The following is a 20,481-nucleotide window of genomic DNA, read 5'->3' on the forward strand; positions in this document are numbered from 1 at the left end:
GGAGCCATTTATGTCGGCATTTTTTATAGCAGGACCAGTGATTGTCTTTTTAATCTTTGTCGCTCCACTATGGCTCTTCTTACACTATCGCAGCAAACGCAAAACAGATAGTGCACTGTCGAGCCAGGATTTAGAGCGCCTTCAGGTACTATCTGAAAAAGCAGAAGCGATGCAGTCCCGAGTTGATACATTGGAGCGCATCTTGGATGCTGAGTCACCAACATGGAGACGCAAGTATGAATAATCGAGAACTGTATCGTGATCCAGTAAATGGCAAAATCTCCGGTGTTTGCGCCGGTATTGCCAACTACTTTGGTGCAGAAGTTTGGTTGATTCGTATTGTAGTGATTTCTGCAGCGCTGTTAGGTGGTACGTTTTTGGTATTGTTAGCGTACGTCGCGATGGCGTTTATGTTAGAAAAGCAACCAGTAACGTATTCTGAAAATATCAGAGCGCAGCAAGAGCATACGCTCAAAAGTAAGCCTTGGCAGAAAGGGCAAAGCCCTGATCAACTGCTCAGTGTGTTGGAAAGGGATTTTGACCGTCTTGATGGCAAAATTCGTAACATGGAAGCTTATGTTACGTCTGATACATATAGGGTGAACAGAGAATTCAGTAAGCTTTAGGCATTTTGTATCCAAAGAAGATTTAACTGAAGCAGGCATAAAGCCTGCTTTTTTATCACAAATTACTAATTTTAAAGCACTATTAATCTTTTCTGCTCTGGAAGTTCGTTCAAAATTCATCTACTTTAAAAATAATCCCCCAATTTTTATGGATGAATGTAATGAGAAAATTGCTCATTCCTATTGCCATCTCGGCTGTCTTGTCGGGGTGCGGTAAAGAACTTCCTCCTGTTCCTGAACCTGAATCGCGCCCTGCGAAGCTATTTACAGTATCTGTTGGCAATGCCCAGTTTGAGCGACATTTTCCTGCCACGACGGAAGCTGGCGATAGAGCAGTACTGACATTTCGAGTTCCTGGGCTTCTTCAAACGATAGAAGTGAATGAAGGTCAAGTCGTCAGTAAAGGTGATGTTTTGGCGTCATTAAACCCAGATGAATATTCTCTGCTCGAACAGCAAGCTCGGGCAAATTTTTTGCTCGCAGATGTGCAATACAAGCGATACCAAAAGCTACGTAAAGACCAAGTAGTATCTGAGCAAGATTTTGATGAGGCAAAAGCGAACCACAACTCGGCAAAAGCTCAATGGAATCAAGCAAAGGCAAACTTAAGGTATACCAAACTTGTCGCGCCATATGATGGAACTATTTCGTACATTCCAGCAGAAAACCATGAATATGTTGCCGCGAAAGAAGGGGTGATGAATATTCAGTCCAACCAACTCCTCAAAGTGATATTCCAAATCCCAGACTATCTTCTAAATCGTTACACGCAGGGGAGCGATGTCTCTGCCAGAATGATATTTGATGCGTTCCCCGAGCGAGCCTTTGACTTAACCTTTCAGGAAATCGATACAGAAGCCGACCCTAAAACGGGCAGTTACAAAGTCACGATGGTCATGGAGCGGCCAGCAGAAATTGGCCTTTTGCCGGGAATGTCTGGCAATGCTTACCTCCTGTCCAAAAGTGCAGGAGCGACAAAGATTCCTAACTCCGCGTTGCTAGAAGAAAACGGCAAAACATACGTTTGGCGTGTCGATGAGCAAGGCATTGTATCCAAAGCCGCAATTGAGATGAATGACAAAAATCAAGTGTTAGCCGGGCTTAACGATGGCGACCAAATCATTATCTCGGGTGTCAGTGTAATTGAACCCGGAATTAAGGTAAGAGCGTGGATTAAGGAAAGAGGGTTGTAATATGAAAGGAATCATCTCTCTAGCGACTTTACTTTCAACGCTTTTTCTCGTTGGCTGTGGGGATAAGGCGCCAGAAAAAGAGCTCGAAACGCCACGAGTTAGAGTTACGTCATTAGCGGGAAACAAGGTGGATGACAACTTGTACTTCCCTGCGGTTGCGAATGCAGCGGATCGCTCTCATTTGAGCTTCAGAGTGGCAGGAGAAGTCAGCCGCATCATGGTAAAAGAGGGCGACAAAGTCACGAAGGGTGATGTTATTGCAACGCTAGATCCCACTGACTATGAGTTGGATGTAGATAATGCGAGTGCGCGTTTTTCTGTTGTCGACAGTCAGTATCGCCGCTCACGCCCTTTGGTTGATAAAGGCCTATTAGCTAAGTCTCAGTTTGATGAAATTGCAGCACAACGACAAATCGCCTTAGCTGAGCTTCAGTTAGCCAAACTTCGTCTATCATTTACTGCCTTAAAAGCGCCCGTGGATGGGATTATTTCGCGAGTTAATATCGACCAATTCGAAAATGTTCAAGTCGGACAGCATATCGTTAATATTCACAGCTTGGAGCGAGTCGAAGTGTTGATTCAGCTTCCTGACCGCCTCTATGTGAACCAACCGCCAACGGAAGAAAGGCTTACCGCGATCAAAGCATTAGTGCGCGTGCCCAGTGGTAATGAATATAACGCGACGGTAAAAGAATTTACGACTGAGCCCGATCCAACAACAGGTACGTTTACTGTCACACTGTCGCTTCCTATGCCGGAAGAAGAGTACATCCTAGATGGTATGGCTGTTGAGGTAACTTCTAAAGACGAGAATGTTGGGCTTGATCTCAACCTAGGAATTAATGTCCCTATCGAAGCCATTTTCAATGCGGACGGTGACGAGCTGGGGCGCGAAAACAAATTTGTTTGGGTACTGAATGACGACAATACGGTATCGCGCAAACAGGTGCGAGCAGGTAAGGCATCTAAAACGTCCATTCAAATCCTTGATGGTCTCATGCTCAAAGACAAAGTTGTGATTGCCGGTGTTTCTCGATTAAGGGATGGCATGAAAGTGGAAGTGATACAGGAAATGGCTACGCAGGAGGCCGGTCTATGAGCGATCTTAATAAATCAGTGCCTCAAAGTGATGATGATGTGACCGGTATTGCTGCGTACTTCATCCGAAATCGCGTCATCAGTTGGATGGTTGCACTGATATTTTTGATTGGTGGTATCGCCGCATTCTTTGGTTTAGGGCGTCTTGAGGACCCTGCTTTTACTATTAAAGATGCGATGGTAGTGACCTCTTACCCTGGTGCGACACCGCAACAAGTCGAAGAAGAAGTGACGTATCCAATCGAAAAAGCGATTCAGCAGCTTACTTATGTTGATGAAGTGAATTCGATTTCTAGCCGAGGATTATCGCAAATCACGGTCACGATGAAGAACAATTATGGCCCTGATGATCTACCACAAATTTGGGATGAGTTGCGCCGTAAAGTGAACGACCTTAAAGGGACGTTGCCTCCAGGTGTGAATGAACCTCAAGTGATCGATGATTTTGGTGATGTTTACGGGATTTTGTTAGCGGTGACTGGCGACGGTTATAGCTATAAAGAGCTACTGGATTACGTCGATTACTTACGCCGAGAGCTCGAACTGGTTGATGGCGTGAGTAAAGTTTCGGTATCTGGGCAACAGCAAGAGCAAGTGTTCATCGAAGTATCGATGAAAAAATTGAGCAGTATAGGTCTTGCTCCGGATACCGTGTTTAATCTTCTTTCGACGCAAAACGTAGTTTCTGACGCAGGAGCGATCAGAATTGGTGATGAGTACATCAGAATTCAGCCGACTGGCGAGTTCCAGAGTGTGGATGAGCTAGGCGATTTGTTGATTACTGAGTCGGGTGCTCAGGGGCTCATCTTCTTGAAAGATGTGGCGGAAATAAAACGTGGTTACGTAGAAGTCCCGAATAATATTATTAATTTTAACGGCAGCCTCGCACTAAACGTGGGTGTTTCTTTTGCTGAAGGCGTCAACGTCGTTGAAGTCGGAAAAGCGTTTGATCATCGCCTTGGAGAGCTAAAGTACCAACAACCTGTTGGTATCGAAATCTCGGAAATTTACAGTCAGCCTAAAGAGGTGGATAAATCGGTTAGCGGTTTTGTTGTCAGCTTGGCTCAAGCTGTCGGTATCGTCATTATCGTACTTCTGTTCTTTATGGGGCTACGTTCAGGTCTGCTTATCGGTTTAATTTTACTGCTGACGGTGTTGGGTACGTTCATTTTCATGAAGTATCTCGCGATAGATTTGCAGCGGATTTCATTAGGTGCCTTGGTTATCGCGTTAGGTATGTTGGTGGACAATGCAATCGTCGTGGTTGAGGGGATTTTGATTGGTACGCAAAAAGGGCGAACTCGACTCCAAGCGGCGACTGACATCGTTACCCAAACCAAGTGGCCATTACTTGGGGCAACTGTGATTGCTGTAACTGCATTTGCGCCCATTGGACTGTCTGAAGACTCGACGGGTGAATACTGTGGCACTTTGTTTACGGTTCTGCTGATCTCATTGATGTTGAGTTGGTTTACCGCTATCTCGTTGACACCGTTCTTTGCTGACATCTTCTTTAAAGGCCAGAAGATTAAACAAGGTGAAGGGGAAGAAAATGATCCATATAACGGGGTTATTTTCGTTATTTATAAAAAGTTTCTTCAGTTTTGTATGCGTCGTGCTTGGTTTACCGTTGTGGTGCTGATTGCGGGATTAGCGGCAAGTGTTTACGGGTTCACCTTTGTGAAGCAAGCGTTTTTCCCATCTTCGACAACGCCGATTTTTCAGTTAGATGTATGGATGCCAGAAGGAACTGATATTCGAGCAACCAACACAACGCTTAAAGAGTTAGAAAGTTGGTTAGCTAAGCAAGAGCATGTTGACCATATCACGACGACCGCGGGTAAAGGCTTACAGCGCTTCATGTTAACGTACGCGCCAGAGAAAAGTTATGCGGCTTATGGTGAGATAACCACTCGTATGGAAAACTACGAAGCGTTAAAACCATTAATGGCGAAGTTTCGAGAGTATTTAAAAGCCAACTACCCAGAAATCAATTACAAGCTCAAACAGATTGAGTTAGGCCCTGGTGGTGGTGCAAAAATTGAAGCGCGCATTATTGGTTCAGATCCAACCGTCCTTCGTACGATAGCCGCTCAGGTCAAGGACATCATGTACGCCGATCCTCAGGCAACAAATATCAGGCATGATTGGCGTGAACGAACCCAAGTTCTTGAACCTCAGTTTAACGAGAGTCAGGCACGTCGCTATGGCATTACAAAATCAGATGTCGATGACTTCTTGTCCATGTCATTCTCTGGAATGACGATAGGTCTTTACCGAGACGGCACTACGCTCATGCCTATCGTGGCTCGCTTACCTGAAGATGAACGCATTGATATTCGTAACATCGAAGGCATGAAAATATGGAGTCCAGCACAGAGTGAGTTTATCCCACTTCAACAAGTCACAATGGGTTACGACATGCGTTGGGAGGATCCTATTATTGTGCGTAAGAACCGTAAGCGTATGCTCACTGTGATGGCAGACCCAGATATTCTAGGTGAAGAAACCGCATCGACGTTGCAAAAACGCTTACAGCCCCAAATCGAAGCGATTCAATTACCACCAGGTTATTCCTTAGAGTGGGGTGGTGAATACGAATCTTCAGGTGATGCTCAAGAGTCACTGTTTACTACTATGCCAATGGGGTACTTGTTCATGTTCTTGATCACTGTATTCCTATTTAACTCTATCAAAGAGCCACTCATTGTTTGGCTTACCGTGCCGCTGGCGTTAATTGGTGTCACCACTGGTTTGTTGGCACTCAACACGCCGTTTGGTTTTATGGCATTGCTCGGCTTCTTAAGCTTATCGGGAATGGTGCTCAAAAATGGCATCGTATTACTGGACCAAATTGAAATTGAAATGAAGTCCGGTAAAGAGGCTTATGACGCGGTCGTTGATGCTGCGGTAAGTCGCGTCCGTCCCGTTTGTATGGCTGCTATCACGACGATCCTTGGTATGATCCCACTGTTGCCAGATATTTTCTTCAAACCAATGGCGGTTACGATTATGTTTGGTTTGGGTTTTGCGACAGTCCTGACACTGATTGTCGTGCCAGTGTTGTATCGTTTGTTCCATAAAGTGGCAGTACCGAAACAGGCTTAGTGCTACTGATATAACGATGAAAAATATCGCGCCTCTAGCTCATCAGTTAGAGGCGCTTTTTAAGGAAGAATAATGACAGAACAAAAAACGTGTGCGTGGGCGATGAATCACCCATTAGAACGCGAATATCATGATTCCGAATGGGGCGTGCCAGTATATGACGACCAAGTCCTGTTTGAATTTATTACTTTGGAAGGTGCGCAAGCTGGGCTTAGCTGGATCACCATCCTTAAAAAACGCGAAGGTTACAGAGAAGCGTTCGAGAACTACGACCTAGATGCGTTGGAACAAAGAAATGAAGAACGCGCTGAATACATCGTGGAAAACTTCGATGTTGTGAGACATCGCGGAAAGATTAACTCGGTATTTAGTAATGCCAAAGCGGCCAAAGCGTTAATTGCTGAATACGGGAGTTTATCAGACGCGTTGTGGCAGTTCGTGGACGGTGAACCAATCGTCAATCAATGGCAACATATGAGTGACGTACCAGCTTCGACAGAGCAATCCAAAGCCATGAGTAAATTCCTAAAAAAGAAAGGCTTCAAGTTTGTCGGTGAAACCATCTGTTATGCTTTCATGCAAGCCGTCGGCATGGTGGATGACCATATCGTTGGATGTCCTAAAAAGCAGAATAAGTGACGTTTGGCTATTAAGCTAATGTTGTTAGTTCTGGCTATCATGAATACGTTCCAAAGCTTCGATTCGACGCCATTGAGTGGCATCGAAGCTTTGTTTTCTTAAAGCAATGATTTCTGCCTGTTTTTCGTCTTGCCCTAGAAAATCCCTATTCAGAATATTTTGACGCTGCTTTAAGTAAGTGGCGAGTTGAGTCTTAAATGATGCTCTTTGCTCATCAAGCTTTTGCAGCCTCTGCGCTCCGGCATCTCCTACCAGAGCAACACGGGCGATGTACATGTCTTGTGAATCAAGCTGAGAAGCTTGCTCGAGCTGCTCTGCTAATGCGTTATTGCGTTCACTTTCTCGTATGTAATCCGGTTGTTCTGATAACGCTTGATTGAGAAGGTGGGTCTGACTCTCGATATCCGATGCCTGTGTTTTAATCGTCAGTTTTTCCAATGCAAGTTGGCGAAGTCGGTTTTCTTCGTCAAACAATTGGGTTATCTGCACCTCGTTAAAGTATTGAAGCTGTAAGTTCAGTATTGCTTCATTCAGCATGGTTAACTGTTCAAGCGTTAGGTGGTTGTGCTCAAAAGGCTCTAATGCAGAGAGTGCTTGCTTGTAGGAAAGGTAGGTTTGAAAAAGTTTGGCATCAATATTCAGAGTTTGCTTTGCTAAAGTGTCATCATTGACTTCCGCTTTGATCGTATCGAGATCTTCTTCGCCCAGCCGGCTAAGAGAATATTCGAAGAAATCTTTTGGGGAAGAGACATCGGCGGCTATATCTTGCTGAGATGGCGAATGGTTAGAGGTTATCTCTTGTTGTTTGTCGCTTTGCAACAGAGAAAGCGCTCCCACGCCAAATATCGAGAGCAGGATAAAAGTGGTGAGAGCGACTTTCTTCATTGTGATGACCTCTTATAAACCTTGAAGTTTGAGACGATTTGCATGTTGGCGATAAAGCGTGACTGGATCGGTTTCAAAAAGATGATGAATACCGAGTAGGCCGTTAATTTCATCCAAATGGTTCATTTGATAATCATCACGTATGACTTTGCCCAAATGTGTGCTGCACGCACCAACTAAGCCATCATTTGGCCCATCAAAGGCTAAGCCAAGTACCATCATGGCAGCGTCAGTCGGATCGAAAACGTTTGTAAAAGTGGATGATCCGGTCCATGAGTAGTAATAAACGCCATTTGAAGCCAGCAAGTCACCATTACCACATTCACTGGTAGGGACTCCCTCAGGGTAGTGTTGGTTAAACGCTAATGATCCTTCCGTGGTTAATGCTGCTAATGAGGCCAAAGGGTCTTGGTCGAGATCAGAACCACCTGATAGAAGATTAATAAGAGTGGTTAAACCTTGCGCCAGTTTTACCGCGAGCTGCTCACTACCCGAACCCTCAGATACGGTGCCACGAACTAAATCGGCTACTTTAGACCCTTTATTAACGCCTCCTATACTCGTAACTGATGCGACTAGGTCAGGACGGACAGAGGCAACATAGCGCGTTGTTGGACCACCATGACTGTGACCAATGAGATTGACTTTCTCTGCGCCTGTTGCTGCAAGTAAGGTTTCTACTTGAGCAAGCAGTTGCTCCCCTCGAACTTCGCTGCTATTGGTCGCGGATACCTGTGCAACATAAACCGTAGCGCCATCTTTTGTTAAGGAATGTGGTATTCCGAAAAAGTAATCAACGCCTGCCAGGGTATCAAAACCAAACAAACCGTGAACCAGAACAATCGGATACTTGGTTTGGGTATAACCTGTTGCAGCGTATACGGAGGTTATTGGGACGGTAACTAAGGTAAAAAGCATTAGCGCTATAAATTTGAGTTTCAAAACTATCTCCTTGTGGTATGACCTCTTATGAGTGATAAAAAGTAGGAGAGAAACTCTAAATTTGGAAAGCCTATTTGTGGCACATTATTTCATTCTGTGACTGCTCAATTGAAAAACAACACAAATGATTAACATTAATTAATGGCTCGGGTGAATGTTAGTTAATTCTAATTAAGTCAGGGGTTTATAAAAACGCCCCGCAATGCAGGGCGATTCAATCATTGTTATAGGGAGGCTTCTTTTTCAAGCATTAAGGCGTAATAACGCGCAAAACCAGCCTCTAAATCAGCGATCAAGTCATTCACGTCTTCTAAGCCAATATGAATACGAACCAAAGTACCTTCAAAGTGTGGGTGAGCTATGGTTCTCAGGCTGTTAAAGCTCTTAGGTTCGTTAGCTAGAATGAGGCTTTCATAACCGCCCCAAGAGTAACCCATACTGAAGTGTTTCATGCCATCAAGCAGAGCCGTCGTCGCTTTTGGATAAGACGTTTTGAGAACAAATGAAAACAAGCCGTTTCCACCTGTGAAGTCTCGTTTGAAAAACTCATGGCCAGGATTTGTTTCTAAAGCTGGATGGCGGACATGATCAACTTCTGGGCGAGAAGCGAGCCACTGAGCGACTTTTAAACTGCTTTCTGCGTGCTGTCTTAGGCGAACATCCAACGTGCGAATACCTCGAAGACCTAGGTATGCGTCGTCAGGAGAAACGCACTGACCCATCAGGTAGCTTTGTTCACGAAGCTGATCCCAATACTTTTCAGAAGCCACAGCAGTACCTAGCATGACATCTGAATGTCCAACGATATACTTAGTTGCCGCTTGAATGGAAATGTCTACGCCATGCTCGAAAGGAGAGAAGTTCACGCCAGCTCCCCATGTGTTGTCTAGCATCACGATGATATCTTGCTCGTGGGCAATGCGCGCTAATGTAGGCACATCTTGGACTTCCATGGTTATTGAACCAGGAGACTCCAAGAAAAGGACTTTGGTATTCGGCTGAATCAAGTCTCGGATACCTTCACCGATCATTGGGTCATAATAGGTGGTTTCGATGCCCATTTTCTTCATGATGGTGTTACAAAAGTCACGAGTTGGTTCGTAACAAGTGTCCACCATTAGAATGTGATCGCCAGTTTCAACGAAAGAGAGGATGGTGTTTGAAATTGCTGCCGTTCCACAAGGGTAAAGCGCGCAACCAGCTCCACCTTCAATCTCAACCATTGCGTCTTGGAAAGCAAAGTGCGTGTTGGTGCCTCGGCGACCATAAAACAACGTTTTGTTTGCACGATTAATGGTGGCTTGGTTCTTTTCTGCAACGGTATTGAATACCACAGTTGAAGCGCGTTGAACGGGTGGGTTTACAACACCATTTGTCCACTTTTTATCGCGGCCAGCGGTAATGAGTTTGGTTTTTTTTCCCTCTGACATAAAAGTTCCCTGTCTTAAATATTGCGGTTTTGAATATTTAAAACATGGACGACGTAGGTTATGCAAGGGAAAAGTCAACTATCAGCCAATAACAGCCAAGATGAACAGGTAATGATGTCGAGAGGTATCGTGTACATAGGGAGCTAAAAGAACAAACCTCCAGCAGGATGCATGTAGCGCTGGAGGTTTTTTAGTCGGTGTATTTGAGGTATTAGAGGAGTGGGTTGAAGAGATAGAACACTCGCTCTAAGAACCGAGAAAATAGGCTCCTTTTCTCCCATTCTTCCAATACAACAGTGTGAGATTGCTTAATATAGCTATCTTGTAACCAAGACATTTGCTTGGTGAACTCTTCGTCATCAACGGCGAGGGTCACTTCGAAGTTCAGCCACAAGCTGCGCATATCCATGTTTACGGTGCCAACTAAACAGAATTGGTCGTCAATTACGACAGATTTTGTATGCAGCAAACCACCATAAAACTCATAAATCTTGACCCCTGCACTCAAGAGCTCACTATAAAAAGCGCGTGACGCCCATTGCACCATCATAGAGTCATTTTTATGGGGAATAATGAGTTCAACGTCAATGCCTCGTTGTGCTGTCATCTTTAACGTTTCGAGTAAATCAGCATTGGGCACGAAATATGGTGTTGTGATTCGTACCGAGCGATTGGCTTGGTTTATTGCCAATGTTAATACTTGATAGATCAGATATTCCGGCATACCTGGGCCAGAAGGCACAACCTGAATAGGGTGTTGGAATTCACTCTCATCGATTTTACATTCAGGTAGTCTCGGTAAATGGCGTTCGCCAGTTTCGACTTCCCAATCCCAACAGTGGATGGCACTCAATACGTTTACCGTTGGTCCCGTAATGCGAACCATGATGTCCACCCAATGCCCAACGCCACTATTTTGCTTGAAGTAAGCCGGGTCAACCAAGTTCATTGAACCTGTATAAGCAATTTCATCATCAATTACGATGATCTTGCGATGCTGGCGAAGATCAAGACGACGTAAGAAAATACGCCACATCTTCACTTCTAACGCTTGAATAACTTCAATTCCAGCATCCTGCATCATTCGATACCAAGGACTTCTGAAAAAACGCGGGCTACCTGCTGAATCGAGCAATAGTTTGACATCTACGCCGCGTTTAGCCGCTTGGATAAGTGCAGAAGCGACAGAGTCAGCCAAACCACCCGGATGCCAAATGTAGAATACCATTCGAATACTGCTCTGCGCGTTTTCGATGTCTTCAATAATGGAATGCAAAATCTCATTAGGTGACTGTTGCAGCGACAATGTATTACCGCTCAATGCGGGAAGACCAAGGCGGTTGTTACAAAGTTCATCAATTCGGTAGATGTGCCTTCCCATCGTTTCTGGGTTGTGCGCGTTACAGTCGTTAAGCTGACTGAACCATTTCTCGAATGGTGTAAACATCTCTTTCGCACGTTCGGCTCGTTTTCTGCCTAAGTTCAGTTCACCGAAGAGGAAATAACATGCGACACCCAGAACGGGAAGGATATAAATGATCATTAGCCAAGCTAAAGACACGCTCACTGCACGGCGCTTTAAAACGACACGAATGGTCACACCTGCGACCAGTAACCAATATAGCCCGATGCCAGCTAAAGTAAGAAAGTGATAAAACTTGTCCATATACGCTCAGAGTAATATGCCCTTCTAGGATATTAAGCATAAAAGTGGGTTGGGGGAATAGATTTCCCATTTAGACGTGGGATTGACCTTATATGAGGAACGAATTTCATAACAGCTGATTCTGTTATTTTAATGTGAAAAATAAGGCCATTCTTTAACTTTTGAACAAAAAAGCAGCATTTAACCTGCGTAACTCGACACTTGTGCGATAAATGTACTTTTTTGGGGTTCCAATTTTAAAGGGGAGCTGCTTTACTTTCTAGACATAGTGCGTCGAACGCTTATTTTATAAGTGTACAATAATTTTTACAAAAACTTTTTAGACGCCTATCTCTATGCATACACAACAAACTAATTTTGGAGAAAAAGCGTGGCTACAACTAATACAGCAGCATCACGTGATACGTGGGGGTCTAAACTAGGCTTCGTAATGGCAGCAGCGGGTTCCGCTGTCGGTTTAGGCAATATATGGAAATTCCCTTACACAGCAGGTGAGAGTGGCGGCGGTGCATTCGTTGCTATCTATCTTATCTTTGTAATTTTTATCGGCTTTAGCGTGATGCTGACAGAGTTCGCTATTGGTCGTAAGACAGGTCTTTCTGCCGTAGGTGCATTCAAAACAACTGACCGACGCTGGACGTTCACTGGCGTTATGGGAGTCTTCAGTGGTCTTTTGATCATGGGCTTCTACCCAGTGGTTGGTGGTTGGGCATTGGCCTACATCTTTAAAGTGGGCGGTGGTCTACTCAGCGCGCCAGAAGCAATTGGCGACAGCTTTGGCGGTTTCATCTCAGATCCGATTCAACCTTTAATGTGGATGGGTGTTTACCTGTTCCTTAACGTCATGATCGTGATGAAAGGGATTTCGGGTGGTATTGAGAAAGCCGGTAAGGTTCTGATGCCGCTTCTGTTCTTAATCCTAATCGTTGTTTCTGTTAAAGGCTTGATGCTGCCAGGTGCAATGGCTGGCCTTGAGTTCTTATTCATGCCGGACTTTTCTAAAGTCGACAGCAACGTAGTTCTTGCTGCACTAGGGCAGGCGTTCTTCTCACTTAGCTTAGGTATGGGTTGTATGATGACGTACGGTTCTTACCTGAAGAAGAAAGAGAACCTAGTTCAAACAACCGGTATGGTTACTGCGATGGATACAGGTGTCGCGATTCTTGCTGGTGTTGCTATGTTCCCAGCAATGTTTGCCTTTGGCATGGAGCCTGCAGCAGGCCCTGGTCTTGTATTCGTTGTCGTTCCTCAGCTATTTGCTGAAATGGGCGGTGTGATTGGGTTGCTATTCGCGTTGCTATTTTTCATCGGTTTGACGGTGGCGGCATTAACTTCTTCAGTATCACTATTGGAAGTTGTCGTGTCTTACCTAATTGACGAGAAAGGCATGAAGCGCTCTAACGCAGTTCTGTCTGCAAGCGCAGTTATGGCGGCATTATGTATTTTTGCGTCACTATCGTTAGGTGGAATGGGACCAACGCTGTTTGGTACCGGTGCCTTTGATATCTTCGACTTGCTAACGGACAAAATCTTCCTAGCGGTTGGTGGTATGTTGGTTTGTATCTTTGCTGGATGGCGCCTAAGCCGTGCTGAGCTAGAAAAAGAGATCACTAATGACGGCGAAGTATCCTTCCCGCTATTTGGATTGTGGTACAACCTAGTTAAATACCTGATTCCTGTTGCGATTGCTATTGTTGCCTTCATGGGGATTAAGTCTGGCTTTGATAGTGGCAAAGGTGAAATCATGCTGCTGGGTATCGCAATCATTGGTCTTGCTGGCATTTTCTCGAAGAAGCTTTAGCAAATACCTTGGGGGCAAGCCTCGATAGCTTTGTCCGATAACTTATGTATACTGCTGGCTCCAAACGTGGAGCCAGTTTTTTATGTTCGATATTCTACATACCCATCCCGATTTTCTGATCATCAATAAGCATCCCAACGTCTCTGTTCATAAAGACGATGGCGACACAATGCTGCTGCAAGAAGTGGCTAAGCAGAGTGGTGATCAGCAGCTCTATCTTATCCATCGCTTGGATAAAATGACATCGGGTATTCTGCTCCTCGGACGCAACGCCAAAGCGGCCAGTGCGTTATCGCAAGCCTTCGCTGACCGCCAAGTAGAAAAGTTCTACCTAGCGATTGGCTCTAAAAAGCCGAAAAAGAAACAAGGTTTGGTCGTTGGTGATATGGAGCGTTCGCGCCGTTCATCATGGAAGCTGGTCAACAGCAAAAATAACCCAGCCGTCACCCAGTTTTTCTCTCTTGCGGCAGAGCCCGGAGAGCGCCTATTTTTATGTAAGCCACACACTGGTAAAACGCATCAAATCCGCGTGGCATTAAAATCGGTTGGCTCAGGCATTGTTGGCGACCCGATTTACAATGCAGGCAATGAGGCTGATCGCGGTTATCTGCATGCATTTTCACTTTGCTTCCAATACCGAGATGAGCAATGTCGCTTTGTTTGCGATCCACGAGAATACAAAGTGCTTGGTAACAAATGGCACAGTGAAATCGTCTCTCAGGGTTTGGATACTTGGCTTTCCCCTTGGGAACTGAACTGGCCTACGATCAAATAACCGTCACAAAGAAAACTAATAAGAGAACTCGATGCAAGCATCACAACTTCCGCTGTTTTTTCAGCATCTAGAAACCGAGCTCGCGCAAGCTCCGAATGAAATTCGTCGACTGTTTCACGGTCGTGGCCGTCGTTTTGAAGGTCTAGAGCAAATCACCTGTGACTGGTTACAAGGTCAGTTGATCATCAACTTGTTTAAAGAAGTCGACGACGCGTTTCTCGCTGAGCTGAAAAGCGGCCTGAATGCGTTGGCACAATCACAACTGTGGGCAGACAAGCAAGGTCGCACCATGGTTCTTCAGCACCGTTATGCCGATGGTGCGCCTTCAGAAGTGCTTGTCGGTGAATTAGACGCTCGCCCTGTCGTTGAAGAAAGCGGCTTGAAATACCAATTGGATATTGGCCGCAACCAAAACTTCGGTCTGTTTTTGGACATGCGCTACGGTCGTGATTGGGTTCGCGAAAATGCGAAGCATAAAAACGTGCTCAACTTGTTTGCTTACACGTGTGGCTTTTCTGTCGCTGCCATTGCGGGTGGCGCAGATAAAGTGGTTAACGTCGATATGGCAAAAGCGTCGCTGTCTAAAGGTCGTGAGAACCACAAGCTAAATGGTCATAACATCAACCAGGTAAGCTTTATGGGGCACGATATCTTTAAATCGTGGGGTAAGATTAAAAAATCTGGTCAGTATGACTTGATTATCATCGATCCGCCTTCATTCCAGAAAGGCAGCTTTGCGCTGACGAAAGATTACAAAAAGATTCTACGTCGATTGCCGGATTTGTTGGCAGAAGGCGGTCAAGTGATGGCATGTGTGAACTCGCCATCTGTGACAAGCGACTTCTTGATTGAAAGCATGAAAGAAGAAGCGCCAGAGTTGACATTCCGTGAGCGTCTGGATAACCCACCAGAGTTTATGGACGTAGACAGCGAAGCTGCATTGAAAGTGTTGTTATTTAGCTAAAAGACTTTTGTTGCAACAGAAGTAACATCAAAAAAAGCGCCGCGAAACAACTAGACAGACGTATCGCGGCGCTTTTTTGTATTTGGAAAATTAACCAATCTGCAGTTCAAGATCCGCTTCGATGGTTGATGAGCAGGCGAGCACATAGCCTTGTTCAATTTCTTCTGGCGTTAATGTTTCTAGGCTGGTGGAAGAGACGCTGCCTTGACGAACCTTGCATTTGCACGAGCCACAAATGCCGCTACGACAAGCGACGATTAATGGTAAACCTGCGCCTTCAAGCACATCGGCCAGTACCTGACCTTTTTGCGCATCGATGGTTTGAGCAAAGTCAGGAACAGAAACACGAACAACTTCATCGGAGACCGATGTTTCTGCGCCAGTCGCTGGCGTAAAACTCTCTTGGTAGAAGTTCGTCATGTCAAAACCAAGGTCATTCAAATAGCCGTGAACATCTTGCATAAACTGGCTTGGACCACACAGGTAAACGGTGCGCTGTTTGAAATCAGGAACAAGCTCTTTAAGCCAGTCGGCATTCAAACGACCTTGTGGGTGTGACGTTCCTTCGCGGTTTTTCAGCAACAGCTTTAAATGGAAGTTGGGATACACAGCGTCGAACGTTTCTAGCTGATCGTAGTAAATCGTCTCTTCTGGGCTGCGTGCAATATGAAGAAATGCGATGTCCACATCGTTGTCGTTTTCATCTTGATTACTCAGCCAGTGCTTTGCCATCGAAAATACGGGCGTGACGCCGCAACCTGCACTGATAAGCAAGGCTTTTGTTTCGCCATCACGTAACACGGGTGGATGGTCGATGCAGTTAAATTCGCCTGCTGGTGGTAATGCTTGAACAGTATCACCGAGCAGCAGCGAGTCAACGATGTAGTTCGATACTTTACCGCCAGATACTCGTTTGATGGTGAGTTGAAGGTGATCGTCTTCATTGATCGAGCTGATTGAATAGGCACGAAACTCCATTTTTCCATCAATTTCGACGCCCAAGTTAATAAACTGGCCAGGCTTAAACTGAAACAGAAGTGATTCGGTTAGTTCGGCCAATTTTATGCTGACGGTGTCGTGTGTTTCGAAGTATTTGTCGATGCAACGGAGTGTGACGGGTTGGTTACCTTGCCATTCAAAAAACATAACAATCTCTTTGGTTGTGGCTATTTTTGGTTCGAAATAGATAGCGCCTCCGCGTAAGGAGGCGCGTAACAAGCAAGTTTATTAAGCTGCTAGGATGGCTTTTAGATCATCCTGAACATTGCCAATACTGCGCATATCGAACTTCTCTTGGATGATGGCGATTAGGTTTGGCGTTAGGAATGCCGGTGCAGTAGGGCCTGTGTAAATGCCTTTCACGCCCAATGCAAATAGCGTTAGCAAGATAACGATCGCTTTTTGCTCGAACCAAGAAAGCACAAGCGTGAGTGGCAGTTCATTGATGTCACAGTCAAACTCTTTCGCCAGTGCAAGTGCAAGCTGGATTGCAGAGTAAGCATCGTTACATTGGCCCACATCCAATAGGCGAGGAATGCCGTTGATATCGCCAAACGTATTCTTGTTGAAGCGGAACTTACCACACGCCAAGGTCAGGATTAGCGTGTCTTCTGGTGCTTCAGCCGTAAAATCGGTGTAGTAGCTACGTTCCGCTTTATCGCCGTCACAACCGCCGACTAGGAAGAAGTGCTTGATGTTGCCTTGCTTCACTTGGTCGATAACCGCAGGGGCGGCGTTCATCAGTGCATTTCGACCAAAACCAACCGTGATGTGGTGTTCGATTTCATCGTGTTGGAAACCATCTTGCGCTAGAGCACATTCAATCACTTGGCTAAAATCATCGCCTTCGATGTGAGCCACACCAGGCCAGCCAACAATACTACGAGTGAATAAACGGTCTGCGTATTGACCCACATTTGGATTCAACAAGCAGTTTGACGTCATTACGATTGCGCCAGGGAAGTTTGCGAATTCTTTCTGTTGGTTTTGCCATGCGCTGCCGTAGTTGCCGACAAGATGAGGATATTTCTTCAGCTCAGGGTAGCCGTGTGCAGGCAGCATTTCACCGTTGGTATAAACGTTAATGCCTTTGCCTTCAGTCTGTTGCAGGATTTTTTCTAGGTCATGCAAATCATGGCCAGAAACAAGAATACATTTGCCTTTTACTGGCTTGACGTTCACCGTGGTTGGTTCTGGATGGCCGAAGGTCATTGTTTCACCTTGGTCGAGCATTTCCATCACTTTGTAGTTCATCAGGCCGATGCGCATTGAGCAATCAAGTAGTTCGCCGAGATCTTCAGGGTCTGTGCCCAACCACGCCATGATTTCATGGTATTCGGCATAGATATCGTTGTTGGTTTGCTCAAGAACACGTGCGTGCTCCATGTACGCGGCTGCACCCTTAAGGCCGTATAGGCAAAGTAGGCGTAGGCCAATCACATCTTCATGTACTTGGTCCTTACCACGGTTAACCGCGACTTGAGGAGCAAAAGCTAAGATTGCTTCTGCGCTATTTGGTAGCTCAAAGTGAGCAACAACAGGGATGTCAGCAACTTCGGTATCGGCGAGTGTTGCAGCAGACATTACTTGCTCTTTTAGCAATGCTTTGTACGTTGCCGCTTGAGAAGTTAGCTCTAGGACACGTTCAGGGTCAAAGTTTACGTTCGTCAATGTAGAGAAAAATGCCTTTGGTGCCCATTGGTTGATTTCATCGTTAATGATGTTGAATTCAAGTGCTTTTGATGCCCAAAAAGAAACCCCTTGCAGTGTGTAAACCAACACGTCTTGAAGGTCAGATACTTCAGAAGTTTTACCACACATACCTTGTGCAAAAGAACAACCTTTAACAGCAGGGGTTTGAATTGTCTGTTCACATTGAATACAGAACATATTGGGTTCTCCAGTGATTGTTTTAATAGTCGTGATGTTGACCACTAGAGAGCAGAATGCGTGCCAATTATTATCTTGTTGATTTGTATTGAATTTTATCAGATTTAGGAGAGTGGTTGATGTGATTAAGACAACGCAGCTGATGTCTTAATCACATCGGCTTCTTGTGGTCGGTTATTTATTGATCCCGAGCTTTTTACCCATCCGATATAAGTTCCCTCGATCTATTTGTAAAAACTCCGCTGCTTTTGCCCAAACGCCACCAGTTTGGCTCAAAGCATGTTCAATTAAATCACGTTGATAGCTTTCTATTAGCTCTCGCATTGGTTGGCTTTCTTTAGGCAGATAATGCGATGTGTTTTTTACATCATCGAGAGCCAATGAGGTGTCGAAATGGTTAAGCATGATCGTGCTTGCGCCTTGTTGAATGGCGTGTAAAGCCGCGCGAGTTAAAGTGTGTTCGAGCTCGCGCACGTTTCCGTACCAAGGTAAAGATTCCAATTGAGTCAACACTTTAGGGTGAACGTGCAGATTGGGTGCATTGAATTGTTGGCGTACTTTTTCCAACAAATATCCTGCTAAAACGGGAATATCCCCGTCACGGGCACGCAGTGGGGGGACTTGGATTGGGAACACGTTCAAACGGTGGAAAAGGTCTGCTCGAAACGTGCCAGCTTCGACCTCTTTTTCTAGTTGTCGATTGGTCGCTGCGATGATGCGCACATTGACCATCAAATGCTGATCGCTACCTACACGTTGCAGCTCGCCTTGCTGAATTACGCGCAGCAATTTTGCTTGCAAAATCAAAGGCAGTTCGCCCACTTCATCAAGGAAAATCGTTCCACCGTCTGCCAGTTCAAACTTACCGGCACGGTGGCTATTAGCACCTGTAAATGCGCCTTTGACATGGCCAAATAGTTCACTTTCAGCCAGACCTTCAGGCAGGGCCGCACAGTTTACGTAAATCATCGGCTTATCGCTACGATGAGATTGCGCGTGCACCGAGTGCGCGACCAGTTCTTTACCAGTACCGGTCTCTCCTGTGATAAGTACCGCGTAATCTGATTGAGAAACGGTCGCAATGTTGTTTCGTAACTGGTTGATCTGCGGACTCAAACCCACCATTTCGCCATGTTGAGAACGGGCTTGCTGGATAAGGGTTTGAGTGACGCTTTTTTGCTTCTGGTTTTGTGCTTTGAGTGCTTTTAATTGCGCAATGTTACGCAATGTCGCAGCGGTCAAAGCCGCAAAGGTTTCAATAGCGACAGGGTCAATGTCATCAAACGCGTCCACCGTTAGAGCATCCATAGTTAGTGCGCCAACAAGTTGTCCTTCCACATACAAGCTAAAGCCCATGCAATCATGAACATCAATGCACTGGTCTTCGGTTAATAGTGTGCCGTCAAAAGGATCCGGAAGCGCACAATCGGCATCGAAACGTACAGGTTCTCGGCTATGAATAATGGCATCTAAGCGAGGGTGCGCTTTGGGGAAATAGCGACGACCTAAGACCGAGCTGGATAAGCCTTTTACCGCGACAGGAGTTAGAAACCCATCCTCATCGAAGATAAACAGGCAGCTCGCATCACATGGGAATACTTGCGCGACCCCATCAATGAGGTTTTGATATTGCTGCTCATGAGAGCGATTAGAGCTGAGGTTTAGCGCGATATTAAGGAGTACGTGGTCAACAGTCGGTGTCATAACAAGCCCAAAGTTATCTGGAATGGGCTCATGCTAGCAACTTGATGTCATTTGAACATCGAAAGGTGTGGGAGATTGATGTTCCATTGACGACGATCAAGTTTGATACGAAAAGAAACGCGCAAGTTAACAAGCCAGTGATGTAAGCTTGCGCGGGTTAGGTGTTTGAATTAAAGCAGGCCAAAGGTTTGGTTCGTCCGAATTAACGAGGAACGACTCTAGCGTCATTACCAGAAACATTGATTTGGACCGCTTGGCCTGGTTGGAAAATCATGTTTGGATTTGCTTCTTGAACAATAGAGATAATCTTTCCGTCCTCTAAACGAATGGTCAGATTCACGCCATTTCTTTTCGCGGTTGCTTCAGCCGCTTTGCTGCCTGCATAGCCACCCAATAGACCACCACCAATGGCAGCGATATCCGAGCCAGAACCGCCCCCAACTTTTGAGCCTAAGATCCCGCCCACGGCAGCACCAGCGATGGTGCCAATGGCATTGGATTGGGTAGAGGCATCAATGGTTACGGGTTCTACTTTTTCTACTGTGCCGTAGTAAACCTGCTGAACTTTGCGAGTGTCGGATGAGCCGTATGCATCTCCGTACGGGTTAGGTGAGCTACAGCCGCCAAGCACGAGCGCACAAGTAATGGTGAGCAACATGCCTAAATTGATCTGTTTTTTCATATAGCCTCCGAATGGTTTCTTCATTCAAAGAGTATATACCCCAATTTAACCTGCGTTTTGGTGCTTTATAAAACAGTGG

General features: G+C 45.5%; 17 protein-coding genes. 9 read left to right on the forward strand and 8 right to left on the reverse strand.

Features of this window, described 5'->3' with window-relative positions:
* The first annotated feature begins 10 nt into the window (after positions 1-10).
* The 6 genes from pspB (at position 11) to H9L11_RS12810 (ending at position 6,664) form a co-directional block, all read left to right on the forward strand.
* Entirely contained in the window at positions 11-244 is a 234-nt protein-coding gene (gene pspB, locus H9L11_RS12785) for an envelope stress response membrane protein PspB (RefSeq protein WP_005378117.1), read from the forward strand.
* Positions 237-626 carry an envelope stress response membrane protein PspC gene (pspC, locus tag H9L11_RS12790; RefSeq protein ID WP_017634673.1) on the forward strand — a complete coding sequence of 130 codons (390 nt, stop codon included), beginning with the start codon at positions 237-239 and terminating at the stop codon, positions 624-626. Before pspB ends, pspC begins: the two co-directional genes overlap by 8 nt.
* 161 nt (positions 627-787) lie before the next feature.
* Entirely contained in the window at positions 788-1,819 is a 1,032-nt protein-coding gene (locus H9L11_RS12795) for an efflux RND transporter periplasmic adaptor subunit (protein ID WP_005378114.1), read from the forward strand.
* Between the two features lies 1 nt (position 1,820).
* Positions 1,821-2,918: an efflux RND transporter periplasmic adaptor subunit gene (locus H9L11_RS12800; RefSeq protein WP_005378112.1), complete on the forward strand. Its 1,098-nt coding sequence runs from the start codon at positions 1,821-1,823 to the stop codon at positions 2,916-2,918.
* Positions 2,915-6,025: an efflux RND transporter permease subunit VmeI gene (vmeI, locus tag H9L11_RS12805; RefSeq protein WP_064376948.1), complete on the forward strand. Its 3,111-nt coding sequence runs from the start codon at positions 2,915-2,917 to the stop codon at positions 6,023-6,025. Before H9L11_RS12800 ends, vmeI begins: the two co-directional genes overlap by 4 nt.
* Before the next feature lie 72 nt (positions 6,026-6,097).
* Positions 6,098-6,664, forward strand: coding sequence for a DNA-3-methyladenine glycosylase I (locus H9L11_RS12810; RefSeq protein WP_005378109.1), 567 nt, complete (start codon positions 6,098-6,100; stop codon positions 6,662-6,664).
* Between the two features lie 24 nt (positions 6,665-6,688).
* On the opposite strand, the gene H9L11_RS12815 is transcribed toward H9L11_RS12810, so the two are convergent.
* From H9L11_RS12815 to cls, 4 genes are all read right to left on the reverse strand, one after another.
* Positions 6,689-7,549, reverse strand: coding sequence for a lipase secretion chaperone (locus H9L11_RS12815; protein ID WP_064376947.1), 861 nt, complete (start codon positions 7,547-7,549; stop codon positions 6,689-6,691).
* A gap of 12 nt (positions 7,550-7,561) precedes the next feature.
* On the reverse strand, positions 7,562-8,491 hold the full coding sequence (locus tag H9L11_RS12820) for a triacylglycerol lipase (protein ID WP_021033826.1): 930 nt from the start codon (positions 8,489-8,491) through the stop codon (positions 7,562-7,564).
* Positions 8,492-8,715: 224 nt separating this feature from the next.
* Entirely contained in the window at positions 8,716-9,921 is a 1,206-nt protein-coding gene (locus H9L11_RS12825) for a cystathionine beta-lyase (protein ID WP_205390807.1), read from the reverse strand.
* Between the two features lie 211 nt (positions 9,922-10,132).
* Positions 10,133-11,587, reverse strand: coding sequence for a cardiolipin synthase (cls, locus tag H9L11_RS12830; protein ID WP_005378105.1), 1,455 nt, complete (start codon positions 11,585-11,587; stop codon positions 10,133-10,135).
* A 430-nt stretch (positions 11,588-12,017) separates the two neighbouring features.
* Between cls and H9L11_RS12835 the strand changes: the two genes are divergently transcribed.
* The 3 genes from H9L11_RS12835 to H9L11_RS12845 all read left to right on the forward strand — a co-directional run bounded on the left by H9L11_RS12835 (position 12,018) and on the right by H9L11_RS12845 (position 15,127).
* Positions 12,018-13,388 (forward strand): sodium-dependent transporter, encoded by a 1,371-nt coding sequence (locus tag H9L11_RS12835; protein ID WP_042522154.1) that lies wholly within the window; start codon positions 12,018-12,020, stop codon positions 13,386-13,388.
* Positions 13,389-13,470: 82 nt separating this feature from the next.
* Positions 13,471-14,163: a TIGR01621 family pseudouridine synthase gene (locus tag H9L11_RS12840; protein WP_104978990.1), complete on the forward strand. Its 693-nt coding sequence runs from the start codon at positions 13,471-13,473 to the stop codon at positions 14,161-14,163.
* A 31-nt stretch (positions 14,164-14,194) separates the two neighbouring features.
* Positions 14,195-15,127, forward strand: coding sequence for a class I SAM-dependent methyltransferase (locus H9L11_RS12845; protein WP_005462366.1), 933 nt, complete (start codon positions 14,195-14,197; stop codon positions 15,125-15,127).
* A 90-nt stretch (positions 15,128-15,217) separates the two neighbouring features.
* On the opposite strand, the gene H9L11_RS12850 is transcribed toward H9L11_RS12845, so the two are convergent.
* The 4 genes from H9L11_RS12850 to H9L11_RS12865 all read right to left on the reverse strand — a co-directional run bounded on the left by H9L11_RS12850 (position 15,218) and on the right by H9L11_RS12865 (position 20,402).
* Positions 15,218-16,273: a hybrid-cluster NAD(P)-dependent oxidoreductase gene (locus H9L11_RS12850; protein WP_005495659.1), complete on the reverse strand. Its 1,056-nt coding sequence runs from the start codon at positions 16,271-16,273 to the stop codon at positions 15,218-15,220.
* A gap of 81 nt (positions 16,274-16,354) precedes the next feature.
* Positions 16,355-18,016 (reverse strand): hydroxylamine reductase, encoded by a 1,662-nt coding sequence (hcp, locus tag H9L11_RS12855; protein WP_054577937.1) that lies wholly within the window; start codon positions 18,014-18,016, stop codon positions 16,355-16,357.
* Between the two features lie 174 nt (positions 18,017-18,190).
* A complete protein-coding gene (gene norR / locus H9L11_RS12860; protein ID WP_205390809.1) occupies positions 18,191-19,720 on the reverse strand; it encodes a nitric oxide reductase transcriptional regulator NorR in 1,530 nt (509 codons plus the stop codon).
* Positions 19,721-19,922: 202 nt separating this feature from the next.
* Complete coding sequence (locus H9L11_RS12865) at positions 19,923-20,402, reverse strand: glycine zipper 2TM domain-containing protein (RefSeq protein WP_005386695.1); 480 nt, start codon at positions 20,400-20,402, stop codon at positions 19,923-19,925.
* Positions 20,403-20,481 lie beyond the last annotated feature (79 nt).

It is taken from the genome of Vibrio sp. sp1 (assembly GCF_016920955.1).
Taxonomy (GTDB): domain Bacteria; phylum Pseudomonadota; class Gammaproteobacteria; order Enterobacterales; family Vibrionaceae; genus Vibrio; species Vibrio alginolyticus.

Coding starts and splice junctions, on each gene's coding strand:
- vmeI (WP_064376948.1), top strand. CDS start 2,915: ATGAGCGATCTTAATAAATCAGTGCCTCAAAGTGATGATGATGTGACC.
- pspB (WP_005378117.1), top strand. CDS start 11: ATGTCGGCATTTTTTATAGCAGGACCAGTGATTGTCTTTTTAATCTTT.
- H9L11_RS12800 (WP_005378112.1), top strand. CDS start 1,821: ATGAAAGGAATCATCTCTCTAGCGACTTTACTTTCAACGCTTTTTCTC.
- H9L11_RS12815 (WP_064376947.1), bottom strand. CDS start 7,549: ATGAAGAAAGTCGCTCTCACCACTTTTATCCTGCTCTCGATATTTGGC.
- H9L11_RS12850 (WP_005495659.1), bottom strand. CDS start 16,273: ATGTTTTTTGAATGGCAAGGTAACCAACCCGTCACACTCCGTTGCATC.
- H9L11_RS12825 (WP_205390807.1), bottom strand. CDS start 9,921: ATGTCAGAGGGAAAAAAAACCAAACTCATTACCGCTGGCCGCGATAAA.
- H9L11_RS12795 (WP_005378114.1), top strand. CDS start 788: ATGAGAAAATTGCTCATTCCTATTGCCATCTCGGCTGTCTTGTCGGGG.
- H9L11_RS12835 (WP_042522154.1), top strand. CDS start 12,018: ATGGCAGCAGCGGGTTCCGCTGTCGGTTTAGGCAATATATGGAAATTC.
- pspC (WP_017634673.1), top strand. CDS start 237: ATGAATAATCGAGAACTGTATCGTGATCCAGTAAATGGCAAAATCTCC.
- H9L11_RS12845 (WP_005462366.1), top strand. CDS start 14,195: ATGCAAGCATCACAACTTCCGCTGTTTTTTCAGCATCTAGAAACCGAG.
- hcp (WP_054577937.1), bottom strand. CDS start 18,016: ATGTTCTGTATTCAATGTGAACAGACAATTCAAACCCCTGCTGTTAAA.
- norR (WP_205390809.1), bottom strand. CDS start 19,720: ATGACACCGACTGTTGACCACGTACTCCTTAATATCGCGCTAAACCTC.
- H9L11_RS12810 (WP_005378109.1), top strand. CDS start 6,098: ATGACAGAACAAAAAACGTGTGCGTGGGCGATGAATCACCCATTAGAA.
- H9L11_RS12840 (WP_104978990.1), top strand. CDS start 13,471: ATGTTCGATATTCTACATACCCATCCCGATTTTCTGATCATCAATAAG.
- cls (WP_005378105.1), bottom strand. CDS start 11,587: ATGGACAAGTTTTATCACTTTCTTACTTTAGCTGGCATCGGGCTATAT.
- H9L11_RS12865 (WP_005386695.1), bottom strand. CDS start 20,402: ATGAAAAAACAGATCAATTTAGGCATGTTGCTCACCATTACTTGTGCG.